This window comes from Ignavibacteria bacterium, from assembly GCA_025612375.1.
Classification (GTDB): domain Bacteria; phylum Bacteroidota; class Ignavibacteria; order Ignavibacteriales; family SURF-24; genus JAAXKN01.
This window is the reverse complement of record JAAXKN010000014.1, coordinates 49,163-66,329: the sequence shown is the minus strand read 5'-3', so window position 1 is coordinate 66,329 and position 17,167 is coordinate 49,163. Positions and strand designations below refer to the sequence as shown.

The window sequence follows — 17,167 nt, the reverse complement described above, 5'->3', positions numbered from 1 at the left end:
TATGGCGCAGGGCAATGTCTACCTCGTCCTCGGGAGCGACACCGGGATGTGGGAAGGGCTGGATCCTTCGGATTATAACTGTTACATAAAAGGTGATCTTTATACAGTTCCCGCGCGCAACGGCTACAAGGTTATGGAAGACGCCTTCCGCAATTCTTTTAAGGATTCCTACGGCGGGAGCCTCAAGCTCACGTGGTGGATGATGGCGGGCAACATGTTCCGCCTTTCAATCAATGCCAACACTCCGAACCCTAACTCCATGGCCCGCTATCTCATGCAAAGGTATCATGGTGATAAGATTCAACAGTTCGGCGATGAGCTTTCGCTTCACTATCATACTTATTTCTGGAGCGATTACAATCAGGACGGGATTTATTACTGGAATCAGGCAAAGACGTTTAATGAAAGCCGCGAGGATTTTAATTACACGCTGGCGCAGAACCTGATAGATGAGAATACGTTCCCGGTATCTTTCAGAAGCGGGTGGCATTTTATGGATAACGACTGGCAGAACTACCTGGATAAGCTTCTGCCTTACACAATGCACAGCGATTATCCTTCAAAAAAGCTTGTTGACCCCGATGAACCGCTCGACAACGTAATCGACTGGTCGCAGGCACCTTCGGTGTGGGCGCCTTACCATCCATCGGCAGACAACTACCAGCGTCCCGGAAACCTGAAAGGATGGGACCTGAGGTCCAGGCATATCGGCTCAATGCCGCAGTCGGAAATGGATTCAATATTCGCGCGTGCAAACCGCGGGATTGACCAGGCGGCCTGTCTATGGGGGCATCTGCCTGAGGAGGATTTTCTGACAAACCTCAAAAGGATTGACTCACTTGCACACGTTTCGGCAAGGAAATTTCCAAATGTCAAGTTCCGTTACTGCACGGCGGTTGAAGCCATGAAAAGATATCTTAAGACTACTGACGATACACAGCCTCTGCTTCAGGTAAATGCCGTAGAGGAAAGCGGGAAGGTAGCCTTTGACATTACAACAGATGAGGATATCTTTCAGGCACAGCCCTTCTTTGCGGTTAAGGATATCTATGAAAGATACACAATATTAAATTGCACGAAAACGGGACAGAACAGCTGGCGGACAGAATTTACGGATAAAACTATTCTTGCAAAGGCCGGCGCCGCAGTTACAGACCTTTCGGGCAATCTTTCAAAGAAACTTATTAACTACCTGCCGGATGATTTTTTTGTGGATAATGAGCAGACTTCCAAAGTTAAGGTTACGAGTGGAAGCTGGGCAAATGCAACTGACTATTCATGCTTTGAGACCTCATGCCTCAAGGCTACAGTGGATGCCCAGGCAGGAGCATCGATTTCAGTTTCAGACACTCTGCCCAAGGCAGGCAGATACAACCTTTTTGTACAATTTGCAAAAGTTGACAACCCCGCAGACAGCGTCCAGGTAATTATACTTAAGGACCAGAGCCCCATAGACACGGTTACGCTTAAAGGGGGGCTCAGCCTCAGGAGCTGGGTTTATCTTTCAACCGTAACTTCCAGCGGCACGTCACCAATTGAAGTAAGGATTTCCACGGGCGGAAGTAAGCAGGCCGGGAAGGTAATTGCATTTGATGCACTTAAGACTACGGCGCTTGTAAGGGATAAGCAGATATTCATCAAGGCCGACTTTGCGGATCTTGGTGATATAATTGTTGAAAAGGAAACGGTTCATAATATTGTCATAGAAAACAAAGGGACCGATCCTCTTGAAGTTACGGGTGTAACGGTGTCGGGGCAGAACAGTTCTGTAAGTGCAGCATTTCCTCTTACAATAGGATCGATGCAGAACCTCATACTTCCGGTAAAGGTTCTTCCGCAGAAGACCGGATTTTTTGCCGATACGGTTTTTATTGCCAGCAGCGATCCCGCGCATCCGGTTATAAAAACTGTAATCAAGGGAAACTCCGTAAACTACTTCATTGCAATTGACAATGATGAGAGTGCCTCTTACTACCAGGAATCGGGCACATGGGCTTTCAGCAGCGCCAGCGGTTATGCAAACTCAAGCAGGTTCGCATATCTGGGGCAGAAGCCGGGAGCGAGGGCAACATTCATAAAGCAGCTGGAAAAGCCGGGCACTTACGATTTCAATTACACTGTACCGGTTACGGTAAACGCATCCAATCATGCGCTTTACGTGCTTACGTACGGGACGAAGAAGGATTCTTTTTATGTCGATCAGAATAAAGGGAGCGGATCGTGGGTTAGGCTTGCATCGCGTTATTTAGAGACGGGTACAGTTAAGGTTGAAATCATTGACGCCGGGGGGAACACAAATCCCAACGCCGTCTTAAGGGCCGATGCCGTAAGGTTCAATTTCCTGACGGATGTAAACGGAGTTGAGAATGTTTCAAAAAATATTCCGTCGGATTTTGCCCTGAGGCAGAATTACCCTAATCCTTTTAACCCCTCGACTGTAATTAACTACAGTCTGCCCGGTGTGTGTGATGTTACGCTGAAGGTATACGATGTACTGGGGACGGAAGTTGCGACGCTTTACAAGGGAATGCAGTCTGCAGGAGAATACAATTTCAGGTTCAACGTGCAGGCAGGAAATCTTTCAAGCGGCATATATTTTTACATGTTAAGAGCGGTGCCCCGGGATGGGCGTGAGGCCTTTACGCGGACGATGAAGATGATTTATATGAAGTAACGTTTTACACATAATATTTTTTTTGTAGCCCCCGGTGACGGGGGTTTTTTATTTTATTGCAGAGCCATCCTCGACGCGGCTTTTAAGCATCAGCTTAACGCTATTCCAAAAGCCAATGCAAGTAGAGCAATTGGAATTATGCACAAACAAAAACCACGATAGTGGTTCCCTATCTGTAGCCCAGGGTTTGCCCGCCAGCCGCCGAAGGCGGATGGCCAAAACCCTGGGTAAATATCAAAAATCCCCCACCCCACAAAACCACGTAGTGGTTTTATGTCTGTTACATGCGCGTTTAATATTGCGGGATTCCGGTAACATATATAAAACCACTGACGTGGTTTTGGGGGCGTTTTTTTTGTTATCTAACCCAGGGTGTCTGCATCCCCTTCGGGGATTTGATACCCTGGGCTACAGACGGAAAACCGCTCTCGCGGTTTTTGTATGTGCGTTATCTAAATGCTCAAATTTCATCAGCACCATTCTATTTTTTTATTTGAATACATCGGTAGGCAGAATTCCATGCCAGGGGTTTGGTGATTGAAGTTTCAGGGATTTAGATGTATCATTTTATTAATGACGATTGTGCAAAGATGATTTTTTGAAGTAACGTATGAAGGTGATTTGGTTATGCACATTAAAATGAAAACCCTCATTGCCCTGCTTACACCTGTAATACTCCTTTTTGCAGCGGCTTATATGCAGTGGGGCATCTCGGGGCTCCCCTCAATACAGCACATTGCTGAACCAACAGCTCCCACGCCTGCAGAGGAGCCTTTCGGATTTCCTTTCTGGATGCGCTGGACACATTATATAAATTTATTCCTTCTTATACTCCTTATACGAAGCGGTCTGCAGATTCTTTTTGACCACCCGAGACTTTACTGGAATATACACTCCACTCCGGGCACAGAGTGGATAAGGTTTACTCCTGTTGAGCTTACACCCGAGCGGGCGTGGACATCCAAGGAAGACTCACGCTATCTTACACCGTGGGTGGGCCTTCCGGGCAAAAAGCACACTGTGGGAATGGCTAGGCACTGGCATTTCCTCAGCATTTTATTCTGGTTTGTAAACGGGGTTGTGTACTTATTCTTTCTTTTTTATACTCCGCACTGGAGGCGCCTGGTGCCGACATCGTGGAGCGTCGTTCCGGATGCATGGGCGGTTTTTGTGCATTACGCTACATTCCACATGCCTTATGAGCCTAACGGGTTCTATAATTTTAACGCGCTTCAGCAGATATCATATTTTGCGGTAGTTTTTATTTTGTCGCCCCTTTCTGCTTTTACAGGTCCCTCGATGTCGCCGGCACTTACATCGCGCTATAAGTGGTACCCGAAGCTGCCGGGCAACCGCCAGACGGGGCGTTCACTGCACTTTCTTGTAATGGCGGGTTTCATTCTTTTTATTGTAATACACGTTACAATGGTTGCAGCCACTGGCTTTGCGCGCAATATGAATCATATTGTTATGGGAACCGATGACCTGAATCCCATAGGAATGTATCTGGGTTTTGTGGGAATTATAGTGGTAATACTGGCAAACTTCTGGGCGCATCATGCCGCATGGAAGCATCCGAGGCAGGTTCAGCATGCGGCAAGCCATCTTGTAACGCCCGTAATGACTTCGCTTCTTGCCCGTTCGGCTCCCATTGTGCAGTTCAGTCCCGAGGACATTTCTCCCTTCTTCTGGGCTAACGGGAAAATCCCCACAAGTGATGACTGGAAGCGTCTGGCGGCGGATAATTTCAAGCATTACCGCCTCAGGGTTGACGGACTGGTGGAAAACAAAGTGGATTTGTCTCTGGAGGATCTTGAAGCTTTGGGGAAGCATCAGCAGATCACGCTTCATCACTGCATACAGGGCTGGTCGGGCATTGCCGAGTGGGGCGGGCTTCCGGTGCGTGAACTGATTAACTTCGTAAAGCCAAAGAAAAATGCCACGGCTGTGGTATTCTACTCATATGGTGAAGGAGGCGAAGGGGGGCAGTATTATGAAAGCCTGACGATAGAGAATGCGCTTTACCTGCAGACGCTACTTGCATACGAGATGAATTATAAGCCGCTTAATCATCTGCACGGGGCGCCTCTTAGGCTCAGGGTTGAAAACCAGCTGGGATTTAAGATGGTGAAATGGATACAGTCGATCAGGTTTGTTGAGGACTTGTCCAAAGTAAACAAAGGTGAAGGCGGGTACGACGAGGACTATGAGTATTTCGGCGAGCAGGCTAACATTTAAGAATTTTTAAGCTGAAGAACAGGGCTTAAGATGGATAACAACACAAAAGAATACATAGAAAAATTCCTGGATGAGTTTATTAAAATTGAGTACCGGGGGCATGATCACGTTCTTGCAAAGGCACACTACAGGGATGTTTTTAATGAGCTCATTCCCAAATACTTTGTCATAAAAGAAAACGGGCGGGATAATTCTCCTGATAAAAAAGATGAGGAGAAATAAAAATCATATATTTTACAGGTCCCTTACAACCCTGAAGCCCGTGGTGTTATCCATATAGTCCGAAGCCTCGCGAACGCGCGCAGTTGTGCGGCAGACGCGGCTGTTAAAGCTGTACCAGCTTCCGCCCCGGAGCGAATGGTACATGCCTGAAAGGGGTCCTTTGGGATTGCTTTGGGAGCCTGAAGCGTAGTAGGTTTCGTTATACCAGTCGCTGCACCACTCCCAAACGTTTCCGTTCATATCATAGAGTTCCAGCTCATTCGGCTTTTTCTGACCCACCTCGTGCGTGGTGCCTCCGGAGTTAGTGCTGTTCCAGGCGACATCGTCAAGGTTATCGCTGCCGCTGAAGCGGAAACCTTTATTCCTGTTGCCTCCTTTTGCCGCAAATTCCCATTCGGCCTCGGTAGGGAGCCTGAAGCTCACGCCGGTCAGGCTGCTAAGCCAGCGGCAGTATTCACTGGCGTCCGTCCAGCTTACATTTATAACTGGTTTTTTTCCCCTTCCCCATCCGTTGTCACCGGGTTTAGGGCGGCCTGTCATTTCGCAGAAGCGGTCGTATTCGTCGAAAGTGACTTCATATTTAGCTATAGCAAAGCTGTCGACTTTAACCCTGTGGACGGGCTTTTCGTCGTTATCCCCCTCCGGGCTTCCCATATCGAACCAGCCTCCTTCCACCTTTACCATCTGTGGAATAATTGCAGCTTCCTTATAGAGAGCAGTTTTTTTATCGCTGAAGAGTCTGACGGCGTCTTTTACCGGGGTGGAGTTAATGCTCAGGGAATATTTTGCCGAATAGACCTCGCGGCCGTCGGAGGCGCGTATGAGGCGGAGTGTAAAGCTGCCGTCATTGGAAGCATCGCCGGTTACGAGGAAACGGATGTCGAGGTTGCTGTTCAGTGAAGCAAGCGTGCGCCTGTCTTTGGCGTCGAGGTTTTTTAAGCCTAATGTCTTCTCCTGTTCCAGGAGTGCGTCGTAAGGGAAAATGAGGAATTTATTATGGATTCCGGTCTGGGATTTCAGCATATCGTAGAACCGGCTTTCGAGAGTGCCGGGGCCGTTAAATTTAAGGATTCCGATGGGAATGGGGGCTTCCTGACCAGCGAAGGGATCGGTTTTAAGGTCCTCATAGACGGCCTCTATCTGCTGGGGCATTATTGTGCCTGAGAGGAAGAGGAGGAAGAATATTATTGTTTTGATAATACGCATATTTCGTCAAATATTTTTATGGGATAATCTGGGGCTAAAGCCCGAATTTTTTTTGCCCGTTTCCCACGAGCTAAAGCTCGTGGCTATTCAGGTCGGGGCTAGTCATCATATCCGTAAATTCTATTCCCCTACAATGAGATTAACGGCGGAGCCTTCGTTTAGGCGGCGGCCGGGTTTGGGAATCTGGCGCAGTACAAGGTTATAGTTTGATGCGGTTGATGTAATGCGCGTTACGGCGCCGCTTCTTAGGCCCAGGCGGCGCAGAACTCTTGCTGCCTCCTGCGTTGTCATACCTTCAAGATTGGGGACTGTTACTGCTGCCCTCTGCACTGCGGGCGGAGTTGTCTTAACAACATTGTTCCGCACCGGAGTATTTCTTTTTTCTACTGTGGGAGCGCCCGTATTGTCTTCTGCTTTATTTGTCAGGTTGCTTTTATTTTCTGTTTTCAATGGAGCCTCAGGTTCGGTTAGCGTTTTATTCTCAGGCTCTGTTGTTACAGCGGTTGTATTTTTCTCAGGCTCAATGCCCGGGAGATTTTCAGAATACCTGTTATAGACCGTATATCCTATTGCCGCAACAAGCACGAGGAATGCAGCAATTAAAAGCGCCGGCACAACGGCCTTTTTCTTTTTCGGCTCCTCTTCTTCAAGGTCCATGAAGATGCCGCCCTTGCCGTTACTTCCCTGTGGAGCCTCAGGTGTTTCTTCTTCCGCCTGAGCTTCGGGATTTTCATTTAATACTTCATTCATATCCTCTTTGCGGAGCCTTATGGTCTCAAGCTTAAGGTTTTTGGTAAGCTCCCCTTCGGGAATTTTTCTTCTGGTCAAGATGTCGGCCAGTTCATTGCCGCTTTTGATTCTCCTGTCGGGATCTTTCTCCAGGCAGGATTCAATTGCAAAAGTCATCCATTCGGGCAGTTCCTTTACTTCATTTACAGGCGTATGGTTTTCGTTAATAATTTTATAGATAGTAGTTAGTGGGCTGTCGCCGTGGTAAGGGAACCTGCCCGTAATAGCGTTATACATCACGACGCCCAGGCTGTAGAGGTCAGTTCTTCCGTTGATCGGTTTTCCTTCAGCCTGCTCGGGGCTCATAAATTCAGGCGTACCTATAACGGTGCCCGTTACGGTAAGCTGGTTTTCGTTTGTTGTAATGTGGGCTATTCCGAAATCCGTAAGGACGGGGCGCCCTTCCTTGGTAATAAATATATTGCTGCTTTTAACGTCCCTGTGAACGAGTGTATTTTTATGCGCATAGTCGAGGGCTTTTGCAACGGGGGCAATTATCCTTGCCGTTTCATCCACTGATATGGGTCCGCGTGCCATAAGTAGCTTATGCAGGTCGCGTCCTTCAAGGAATTCCATTGCCATAAAGTGCACGCCGTTTTCAATGCCTTCCTCGAAGATCTTAATTATATTGGGATGATTTAGTTTTGAGAGGGCCGCGGCCTCGCGGTGGAAGCGTCCCACGTATTCCCTTTCTTCAGACAAGTGAAGGGGCAGCACCTTGAGGGCGACGTCGCGTTCAGTATTTATCTCGCTTGCCCTGTAGAGAACAGACATCCCCCCGTGTCCCAGCTGGTAGACAATTTTATATTTGGACGCAAGAGCCCTTCTGACAGCTGATATCGGGTCAGCTGAAGTTGAGGACTCTTCGAGCCATTCGCCGCAGAAGCGGCATTTAATTGCCGAAGCCCTTATTATTTCCCTGCAGAACGGGCAGAGTTTTGTTTCTTCTTCAGGAAGCATGAGAACAATTATGAATTTTGAATTTTAAGTTTTGAATTAAGAATTATAAAACAGGAAAAGGAAAAATTTAATAGTATGGAACTAGTCATGGTGCTGCTTTCGTATTTGTGAGTTTTATTGTATCTGAAGATTTCAGGTTAATACCTTTGACAACTTTATTTACCGCGGCATCCTTTCCTCCGGGCGTTATAAGAGCTTTTTGGGGAGGATGATGTTCAACAGCCGAATAGTTCCTGTATATCAATATTCCTGAAGCCGCAATTATAAAAAGGACGAGGAAGATATTAAGAAATATCCTGAGCTGTGTCCTTTCTGTACCGCCCGGGGCGCGGCTATCCCCCGGGGGGTATTTTCTTTTCAGCACATTTCTCTCCGAGCGTTCCAGGTGCCCATAGCAAGCGAGCACGACGGTAATATTGTCCGCCGATCCGGAGTCGTATGCGTATGCAACCAGCTGTTCAGCCGCGCTCTTGAGTGACCGGGTCCCGACAATATAGTCTTCCAGGGTTTTATATTCAGTAGAAATCTTATCCGTCAGAAGCCCGTCGGAGCAGAGGAGGAGCGCTTCGCCTTCATGGAGCGTATAGTACATTTCCTCTTCGGGGAATATGTCGGGCTTATCCTGTCCACCGTTAATTGCGCGCACAAGGAGGTGGCTGAAGCGCTGGAGTTTCGCGGGGTCCGCCTTTGAGCCAAGCTCCTTCTGGAGCTGCCGGACGTAGGTATGATCTTCCGTCATAAGCTGGAGGTTTCCGCGTTTGAGGAGGTAGAGCCTGCTGTCGCCCAGGTTGCCGACTACATATTTATCCCCTGCAACAAGGGCGCATGCAAGAGTAGAGCCCATGCCTTCCAGTTCCGGTTTTTCCTTTTGTTCCTTAGCCACCGCCTCCTGAGCCAGGTCGAATATTCTCCGGAGCATTTCCTTCAGGTCCTCGGGGTAGACGCGCGTAGTGAAATTATCGTTCAGGTAGTTCTTAGCCGTTTCGATTACGATTCTGCTTGCGACCTCTCCACCTGCGGCGCCTCCCATACCGTCGGCCACGGCGAGGAAATACGCATTCCCGTTAAAGGACAGTGTGGTGCAGGAATCCTCATTATTACTTCTCCTGCCGGTATATGAAACCGAATAAAGTTCAAGTTCAGGCATTTATTTAGCCGGGAATTATTAATTTATTTTATACTGAAATTCCAGTTCTCCTGTTCTGATTTTAGCATCAGGTTTTAGTTCCGCGCATTCGCCCGGTTTAAGCTCCACGCCGTCGACCTGTGTAAGGTTTGTCTCGCTTAAGTTTCTGACGAAGAGCTTATGGTCCTTATAGATCAGTTCAGCCTGCCTGCGCGAGACGGTTCTGAACTTTTCATTAAGCTGGATGTGGGCGTAAGCCCTTTCGCCGGTAACCACTTCCCTGCCGATTGAGACAATGCTTCCCTCGGATGTAGGGAATCCGGCAATTCTGAAAGATTTTCCGGTGTCGTCGCCCGAGATGATTTCGAGGACTCCGGGAATAAAGGTGATTGTCTGCGGAGCGGCAGGAACTATTTTTATAGTCCTGAAATCAGAATCAAAGAACGGTGCCTGTATTTTTTTCTCTGTCTTAAGCACTTCCCTGCGCGGAGGCATTTCCGCTCTTGGAGGCATTTCCATTCCGGGCGAAGGTTTTTCAATTACCGGCTCCATGCGCGGTTTTGCCTGGGGAGGCTCATACTTTTCAGCCACCGGCTTCTCTGGCCCACGGGTATCCGGAATATGCATTGTTTCGCTTTGGGGTGTTAGAGGGAGCGCATAGATTACCTCCTCATAATTTCTTTCCCTGCGCCTTGAGATCTGTGTATAGATAAATATGGCGGCAAGGAGAACAAAGAGCACAACAAGGAGTATAACCAGAGGGTCTGTTCCTTCAGAGGCGGCGGAAGTTGAAGCAGGTTCAAGTGAGCTTCTTGAGCGTTCACTGATAAAAGCCTCACTGTTCGAAGGGTCGATATATACCGTGCCTGTAACCCTGTAGCGCTTAAAGAGTTCGGGTGCAGTGGAGGAGGTATTAACCTTTATGGAGCCGCCGAACTGGCCGCTTATCATATAATAGCTTGTTGTAGATGAGGTAGACGGCACGTATTGTGTTACAATCCCCTCAACTTCCACGGCCTGGGAGCTGAAGGACCGGGAATTTTTAGTAATCTCCTCAATTGCAATTTTCTTCGGCTGGGAAAAAATTATAGCGGACCAGAATAAGACCAGTAAAGCTGAAGCCGGCACAATATATTTTCTCATACTCTCATCCTCACATTCATTACTTTATATTTTAAGCATACACAAAAGGCATAGTTTCCCATGCCCGGAATTCCATTTTTTCACGGGTCTCTTTTCTTCCGGCACATTCACCCCTATTGAATAAATATAAAAGAAAACCCCTATTTTTCAATCTTATGCCTTTGCCCTGATCTTTAGGGCATGTGAAAAGAGCCGCTATTCTTTAAATAATAAACATAAAAGGGTATATCTTGTATATTCAGGCCCGGAAATGGTGATTTAAATCACCGGGGACAGGGTGATGTTGTTTTTAATCACCTAAAATCTTATACTTTTTTATAGAGCCATCCACCTTCCAAAGGAAAAATGATCCGTCATCTTATATTTCTCTTCTATTTGAGTATTTACCTGAAAGGATAAAAAGGGGTGGACAGAAAGCGTGAAGGTTTGATTACAGGCGTCATTAAGAAATGACGCAGATACCGGTTTGAAAGGCAACGAATTTATTTTCAACAAAAGCAAAGCATGTGATATGAATAAAACGCTGCTGTCAGTATTTATAATACTCTGCCTATGCTGGCCTTTAAGGGCGCAGCAGGAAAAGATCAAAGTAACTTCCGAAGCCTCTGAGGGAAAGGTTTTTATCTACTATGAGCTCCAGGGCAACCCATCCAAGGAATATGAAGTAGGGGTGAAGTTAAAACGCACTTCGCAGCCGAGCTTCAGCTACACGCCTGAAGACCTTGAAGGAGACGTAAACGGAGGCAAATTTGCCTCGGGTAAAAGGAAGATCATCTGGATACTTTCTGCCAGTGAAAAAAAGATGTTCGCTGACGGTGAGGACTTTTACTTTGAGGTTACTGCAAACGCTGCCGGAGAAGGAACCGCCTGGTACTACTATGTAGGGGCGGCACTTGTGGCAGGAGGCGCCGCGGCGGCAATAATTACATGGAACGCGCAGGGTGATTCCGGGGGGCAGACGGGCACACAAGGACTTCCCACTCCCCCGGGCAGGCCGTAGAAGGAAGTATGCAGTAAGAAGGAAGTAGTATGCAGGAAGAAGGATGCAGTGGGATTCAGCATCGGTGCAATGAAATAATTCTTTAGCAGAGACGACAACATGAAACTATTCTTCATAATAATTGCCATTATGATTACAGCCATCAGTGCCCGGGCGCAGGTTAAAGGCACCTCGGCGCCAATGCGGATTGTACCAAAAACCCAGGCGGGAGCCTACTCAGGCGCAAAGCTTACGCCGCCGGTAATTTCAATAAGCTCTCCCCTTCCGGGCAAAGGGACGAAAGTTATAAGCAGCCAGGCCGTTGTTTCAGTAAAAGGCACGGCGCTTTCATTAAACGGTGTAAGGCTTGTTACGGTAAACCGCCAGAGGGCGATACTGCTGGAAGACGGGAGCTTCAGCGCCGATGTAGGGCTTAAGACCGGGGATAACGCTCTTGTAATAAGCGCCACGGACAGCAGGGGCAATACGGCAACAGAGACACTATTTGTAACGCGCAGGTAAGGATTTACGTGCAATTGGTGCATGGGAAAAGTTTTTTAGAATGAGATTTTATGCAAAGGGATATGAAAGAGGGCAAATGAAAAAGCTACTGTTTGTTTTAATGTTTCTTCCTGTCTGCCTGAATGCCGCTGCTTCCCGCTCCGGGGTATTGAATGCCGGGAAACCGGGCGAAGCAAAAGGCATAGCATATATATTTTCCGCGGCGCTTGATACAAATCCCGCACCTGCAGACACAATTATTCTTACCTCACCCGCGGGGGGTGAATCGTGGCCCGGAGATACTTACCAGAATGTCACCTGGCAGAGCCAGAATATAGATAATGTTACTATCAGCTATTCTTCAGACAACGGGAAGACATGGGAGGTGGCCTCGGCAAGCACGCCTGCTTTCCACGGGAGTTTTCTATGGGCCGTGCCAAAATATGCATCCACGCAATACAGGATAAAAGTTGCAGACGCGGCTAACGATTCTGTAAATGTTGTGTCCAATACTTTTTCAGTTTATACGCTTCCCGCGGTTTCCACAAGTCCGGCAAGCGATGTAACGGGCAGTTCAGCAACATTTAACGGGCTTGTTAATGCCAACAACTCGGATGTAACTGCGGCATTTGAATACGGCACGGACACTACTTACGGCTTAAGCGTAAACGCAGCACAAAACCCCGTAAATGGAGCAACAGACGTAACTGTAAGCGCACAGGCTGCAGGCCTTCTGGAAGGTACAACATACCACGTAAGAGTACGGGCCCAAAGCGCCGCGGGAACAGTATATGGGAACGACATTACATTCACCACAGAAAAGCCGTCGCTTACACTTCTTTCCCCCGTGGGAGGAGAGCTCTGGCTCTCGGGTTCGGCTCATGATATCACCTGGAGCAGCCGTAATATAAAAAACGTAAGGATCAGCTACTCCGCAGACAACGGTCAGAGCTGGAGCATAATTGCCTCAAGCCTGCAGGCCTCTTCGGGGAGCTATTCGTGGAAGGTGCCTGACAACTTATCCTCGGGCTACAGGGTGAGGATAAGTGATGCTTCCAACTCTACGCTTTTTTCCGTTTCAAATTCATTTACTGTTTATTCACTTCCCTCGGCACAGACAAATGCCGCAAGCGATGTAACGGTTAATTCAGCCACACTTAAGGGAACGGTAAGCGCGGGCAATGGAGCTACATCTGTGACATTTGAATACGGCACAACCGTCTCCTACGGATCTACAGTAAATGCATCGCCGGGCCCGGTAGACGGGACTATGCAGACAGACGTAAGCGCCAGGCTGGAAGGGCTTTTAACTGGTACAACATATCACTACAGGCTTAAGGCAGAAAGCAGCGCAGGGGTTGTTTACGGCTCCGACAGGACGTTTACAACTGACGCCATAACACTTTCACTTACCTCCCCTTCCGGAGGTGAAAGGTGGCGCTCGGGTGTAACCCGCACAATTGCATGGTCGGGCAGGAACCTCAGCGGGGTTATTTTAGAATATTCGACAGACAACGGGTTAAACTGGAATTCAATAAATAACGGGAACCCGGTTACTTCGGGAAACTCCTACCCGTGGCGGGTGCCGGACGTTCTCTCCTCTGAATACGTGATAAGGGCATCGGAGCAGTCAAATCCGGCCTTAAACTCCGTCTCGGGCACTTTTTCCGTATATTCGCTGCCCGCGGCCAAAACGAATAATGCTTCTGACATTTCTGTAAACTCGGTTAAGCTGAACGGCTCTTTGAGCGCGGGGAATTCCATGACCACAGTCAGTTTTGATTACGGAACGACCTCGGCCTACGGCAATTCCATAAGCGCACTTGAAAGCCCTGTAAGCGGCACAGGTCAGACTGAGGTCACTGCAGTTTTAAGCGGGCTTAAACCGGCAACAACATATCACTTCAGGATCAGGGCTGCAAATGAAGCAGGGACGGTCTTAGGGGACGACGTAACGTTTATTGCCGACAGCATTAATCTTGCGCTTTCTTACCCCACAGGGGGTGAAGAGTGGCCCGCAGGCTCGGAGCAGAAAATAACCTGGACGAGCAGGAATGTTAATTTTGTTATGATACTTTATTCTTTAGACGGCGGGAAAAGCTGGATCACGCTGGCCGAGGCCGCTCCGGCCTCTGAGGGGAGCTATCAGTGGAAGGTGCCCGACTCGGTTTCATCATCTTACAAAATAAAGCTAATTGACGCCGGGAATTTATTTTTAAGTTCATCTTCCGGCCCGTTTTCAGTTTTTACTGAACCCACAGCCGTAAGCAATGCCCCTTCAAATATTACAATAAGTTCTGCGGTAATAAGGGGCTCTGTAATGGCGGGGAATTCGCCGGCAACAGCAGCCTTTGAATACGGCACCACGGATGCTTACGGTTCAAGAATAGTTGCCCAGCAGAACCCGGTTTCAGGAACATCCTTTGTGTATGTATCGGCCGAACTGACGGGGCTTTTGCCTGCAACGACTTATCATTACAGGGTATCGGCGCAGAACCCCGCGGGTACATCATACGGGAAAGATATTACATTTACGACCGACAGCATAAAACTTGCTATTTCAGCCCCCGTAGGAGGAGAAAGCTGGAAAGCCGGGTCGCTGCAGTACATTACATGGTCGGTAAAAAACCTGGAAGACCTTAAAATTGATTACTCGACAGACGACGGGAAAAGCTGGATTACCATTACACCCGGCACACCATCAATTACAGGAAGGTATCCCTGGATAGTACCGAACACACTCTCCTCACTTTACAGAATAAGGATCAGCAATGCGCAGGATTCGCTCATAAGCTATACGTCAAAAGCTTTTTCTGTCTACGCGCTTCCCGCTGTTATTACAAGCGACGCCTCAAACATTACGCTCAACTCGGCTGTCTTATATGCTTCTGTAAATCCCGGCAATGTGATTTCAACCGTTATCTTTGAATACGGGACTTCAACAGCCTACGGACTGACCATACCGGCAACTCCGGACACCATAAGCGGAACATCGGCCACAGACGTAAGCGCTTCGATAAACGGGCTTTCGCAGGGGAACATTTATCACTTCAGGGTCAGAGCCAACAGCAGCCTTGGGAATTTTTACGGCGACGACAAGACATTTACCACAGACGGCATTACACTTACGCTTACTTCGCCGACAGGAAGCGAACAGTGGCTAACGGGCACAGTGCAGAACATTTCCTGGCGGAGCAAGAACGTAGCAAACATAAAGATAGAGTACTCCACCGATAACGGCAGCAGCTGGATTACGATAGTCCCGTCCGTTGCCACTTCACAGAGGAGCTACCAATGGACGGTTCCTTCGCAGGTGTCCTCAAAATACAGGGTAAGAATTACCGATGTAACAAACGCGTCATTAAATGCGGTTTCAAACAGCTTTTTAGTCTATTCCACTCCCTCTGCTGTAACTAAAGGCGCAACCGACATTACGCTCAGCTCTGCATACTTAAGAGGCACCGTAAATGCGGGCAGCCTGCCCACGCAGGTTTCCTTTGAGTTCGGGACAACTACAAGCTACGGCACGGTTATCAAGGCACAGGAAAGCCCTTTATACGGCGCGGGAGATGCCGAGGTGAGCGCACAGGTGTCGGGGCTTACTGCGGGCACAACCTATCACTACAGGGTAAGAGCAATAAGCCTGGCCGGAATTGCCTACGGCAGCGATGCGGCATTTACAGCTCTGAAGCCCGAGCTGAAACTGGTGAGTCCCACGGGAGGTGAAGAAATTGTGGGGTCCGTCCAGTATGTCATTACATGGACGAGCAGCAACGTTTCCAGGATCAGCATTGAGTATTCGACCGATAACGGGCAGAACTGGCAGACGATTGCCTCGGACATTCAGGCCTCACAGGGCAGCTACGTATGGAATGTGCCCAACGATATCAGCTCTTCTTCCTGCATGCTGAGAATAAGGGATAACAGCTCACTTACTACAGACACTGTTAATAAGGCCTTTAAGATCAGGACGTATGCGCAGGCAATTTCGCTGACGGATGTGGTATTTGCCTTCAGCTCGCCCATACAGAAATCGAGCTACAGGATGATAGGCATTCCGGGCGAGTCATCATCGCTAAAGCTTTCGCAGTATGCGCAGGGAGAGGCAAAGAAGGACTGGACGATGTATTACGACAACGGCAAGGACGCGGACTATTTTGTTGAGTACGACGGCTCGTCAGTCTTTACTTTCGCCCCGGGAAGAGGGTTCTGGATTGTGAGCAGAAACCCGGTTAAGCTTTCGGGAGAGGTTAAGACTGTAGCGCTTTCTTCTGGAGGAACATATTCCATAAAGCTGGATCACGCGGGGTGGAATATAATTACCAATCCCTTTGAGATACCGATACTCTGGTCAAATGTCCAGGGGTTAAACTCCGTAACAGAGAAAATATCGGGCTGGAGCGGGAGCGGTTTCAGCGACGCACAGGTTATGGCGCCTTATGAGGGGTATTACTTTTATAACAGCCGGAACCTTAAGGAGCTGAAGCTGGCATACAAGCCTGTTTTAAGCGGCACAGCTTCAATGGCGCTGCTTTCAAAGAAGGGTTCTACTGAGAAGGGTTCTAATGATAACAGCTCAATTTCCTTCAGCCTTATGGACCAGGATGAGGTAAAGTCGCACGTGGTAGCCGGGATCGACAAAAACTCTGCCGATGACTACGACACGCTGGATGCCATGGCGCCTCCGGGGGACTTTGAGGAGCTGGGGATGCGCATTATAGACAACAATATTTCCACCGGATGGAAGCAGCTTTTCACAGAGTTCAGGAGTGAAGTAGGTGAAGGACAGAAGTTTACTCTGAGGGTTAAGAATAACACGGAACGGGTGCTTAAGCTTAAGTGGGAAGGAACGGATAATTTCAAGGGGTATGAGGTCTGCCTTATAGATAAAAGGCTCAGCAAGGCTTACGACCTCAGGAAGGAAACGGATTTGACGCTGCCTTCATACGCAAAGCTTATGGATATGGATCTTTTAATCGGCAGCAGCGCTTATATTAAGGAAGAAAGCCGCAAGCTTATGCCGCAGGAGTACGCGCTTTTCCAGAACTATCCGAATCCTTTTAATCCCGCGACGCTTATAAAGTACTCGCTGCCGCAGGATGCGTTTGTGAATATAAAGGTATACGACATGTTAGGCCGCCTGGTAAAAGATGTAGTAAACAGCTTCAGCGAGGCGGGGTATCACGAGGTGAGTTTTGACGGAAGCACCTTTGCCTCAGGAGTCTATTACTATTCGATGGAGGCGAAGGGATCTGACGGGAATGTCCGGTTCCGGGAGGCAAAAAAGATGCTTCTTATAAAGTAATGAACGCTTGATTATAGGAGGAAA

General features: G+C 48.4%; 10 protein-coding genes. 6 read left to right on the top strand and 4 right to left on the bottom strand.

What is annotated here, in order from left to right; all coding sequences use genetic code 11:
* The first annotated feature begins 493 nt into the window (after nt 1–493).
* The 3 genes from HF312_10890 (at nt 494) to HF312_10880 (ending at nt 5,134) form a co-directional block, all read left to right on the top strand.
* Nucleotides 494–2,674 carry a T9SS type A sorting domain-containing protein gene (locus HF312_10890; protein ID MCU7520710.1) on the top strand — a complete coding sequence of 727 codons (2,181 nt, stop codon included), beginning with the start codon at nt 494–496 and terminating at the stop codon, nt 2,672–2,674.
* A 627-nt stretch (nt 2,675–3,301) separates the two neighbouring features.
* The gene (locus HF312_10885) at nt 3,302–4,912 is read left to right on the top strand and encodes a molybdopterin-dependent oxidoreductase (protein ID MCU7520709.1); all 1,611 of its coding nucleotides are present in this window, start codon (nt 3,302–3,304) and stop codon (nt 4,910–4,912) included.
* A gap of 30 nt (nt 4,913–4,942) precedes the next feature.
* On the top strand, nt 4,943–5,134 hold the full coding sequence (locus tag HF312_10880) for a hypothetical protein (GenBank protein ID MCU7520708.1): 192 nt from the start codon (nt 4,943–4,945) through the stop codon (nt 5,132–5,134).
* A gap of 12 nt (nt 5,135–5,146) precedes the next feature.
* On the opposite strand, the gene HF312_10875 is transcribed toward HF312_10880, so the two are convergent.
* The 4 genes from HF312_10875 to HF312_10860 form a co-directional block, all read right to left on the bottom strand.
* The gene (locus HF312_10875) at nt 5,147–6,340 is read right to left on the bottom strand and encodes a formylglycine-generating enzyme family protein (GenBank protein MCU7520707.1); all 1,194 of its coding nucleotides are present in this window, start codon (nt 6,338–6,340) and stop codon (nt 5,147–5,149) included.
* 120 nt (nt 6,341–6,460) lie between these two features.
* The gene (locus HF312_10870; GenBank protein ID MCU7520706.1) at nt 6,461–8,089 is read right to left on the bottom strand and encodes a protein kinase; all 1,629 of its coding nucleotides are present in this window, start codon (nt 8,087–8,089) and stop codon (nt 6,461–6,463) included.
* Between the two features lie 85 nt (nt 8,090–8,174).
* Entirely contained in the window at nt 8,175–9,236 is a 1,062-nt protein-coding gene (locus tag HF312_10865) for a serine/threonine-protein phosphatase (GenBank protein ID MCU7520705.1), read from the bottom strand.
* 18 nt (nt 9,237–9,254) lie between these two features.
* Nucleotides 9,255–10,358, bottom strand: a complete 1,104-nt coding sequence (locus HF312_10860) for an FHA domain-containing protein (protein ID MCU7520704.1) — start codon at nt 10,356–10,358, stop codon at nt 9,255–9,257.
* A gap of 511 nt (nt 10,359–10,869) precedes the next feature.
* Here HF312_10860 and HF312_10855 point away from each other — a divergent pair.
* The 3 genes from HF312_10855 to HF312_10845 all read left to right on the top strand — a co-directional run bounded on the left by HF312_10855 (nt 10,870) and on the right by HF312_10845 (nt 17,143).
* On the top strand, nt 10,870–11,358 hold the full coding sequence (locus HF312_10855; GenBank protein ID MCU7520703.1) for a hypothetical protein: 489 nt from the start codon (nt 10,870–10,872) through the stop codon (nt 11,356–11,358).
* A gap of 99 nt (nt 11,359–11,457) precedes the next feature.
* Entirely contained in the window at nt 11,458–11,859 is a 402-nt protein-coding gene (locus tag HF312_10850) for a hypothetical protein (GenBank protein MCU7520702.1), read from the top strand.
* Between the two features lie 76 nt (nt 11,860–11,935).
* The gene (locus HF312_10845) at nt 11,936–17,143 is read left to right on the top strand and encodes a T9SS type A sorting domain-containing protein (protein ID MCU7520701.1); all 5,208 of its coding nucleotides are present in this window, start codon (nt 11,936–11,938) and stop codon (nt 17,141–17,143) included.
* The last annotated feature ends 24 nt before the right edge of the window (nt 17,144–17,167 follow it).

What these genes read in the sequence shown, in the direction of transcription:
- HF312_10890 (MCU7520710.1), top strand. Translation starts at nt 494, where the DNA reads ATGGATAACGACTGGCAGAACTACCTGGATAAGCTTCTGCCTTACACA.
- HF312_10885 (MCU7520709.1), top strand. Translation starts at nt 3,302, where the DNA reads ATGCACATTAAAATGAAAACCCTCATTGCCCTGCTTACACCTGTAATA.
- HF312_10880 (MCU7520708.1), top strand. Translation starts at nt 4,943, where the DNA reads ATGGATAACAACACAAAAGAATACATAGAAAAATTCCTGGATGAGTTT.
- HF312_10875 (MCU7520707.1), bottom strand. Translation starts at nt 6,340, where the DNA reads ATGCGTATTATCAAAACAATAATATTCTTCCTCCTCTTCCTCTCAGGC.
- HF312_10870 (MCU7520706.1), bottom strand. Translation starts at nt 8,089, where the DNA reads ATGCTTCCTGAAGAAGAAACAAAACTCTGCCCGTTCTGCAGGGAAATA.
- HF312_10865 (MCU7520705.1), bottom strand. Translation starts at nt 9,236, where the DNA reads ATGCCTGAACTTGAACTTTATTCGGTTTCATATACCGGCAGGAGAAGT.
- HF312_10860 (MCU7520704.1), bottom strand. Translation starts at nt 10,358, where the DNA reads ATGAGAAAATATATTGTGCCGGCTTCAGCTTTACTGGTCTTATTCTGG.
- HF312_10855 (MCU7520703.1), top strand. Translation starts at nt 10,870, where the DNA reads ATGAATAAAACGCTGCTGTCAGTATTTATAATACTCTGCCTATGCTGG.
- HF312_10850 (MCU7520702.1), top strand. Translation starts at nt 11,458, where the DNA reads ATGAAACTATTCTTCATAATAATTGCCATTATGATTACAGCCATCAGT.
- HF312_10845 (MCU7520701.1), top strand. Translation starts at nt 11,936, where the DNA reads ATGAAAAAGCTACTGTTTGTTTTAATGTTTCTTCCTGTCTGCCTGAAT.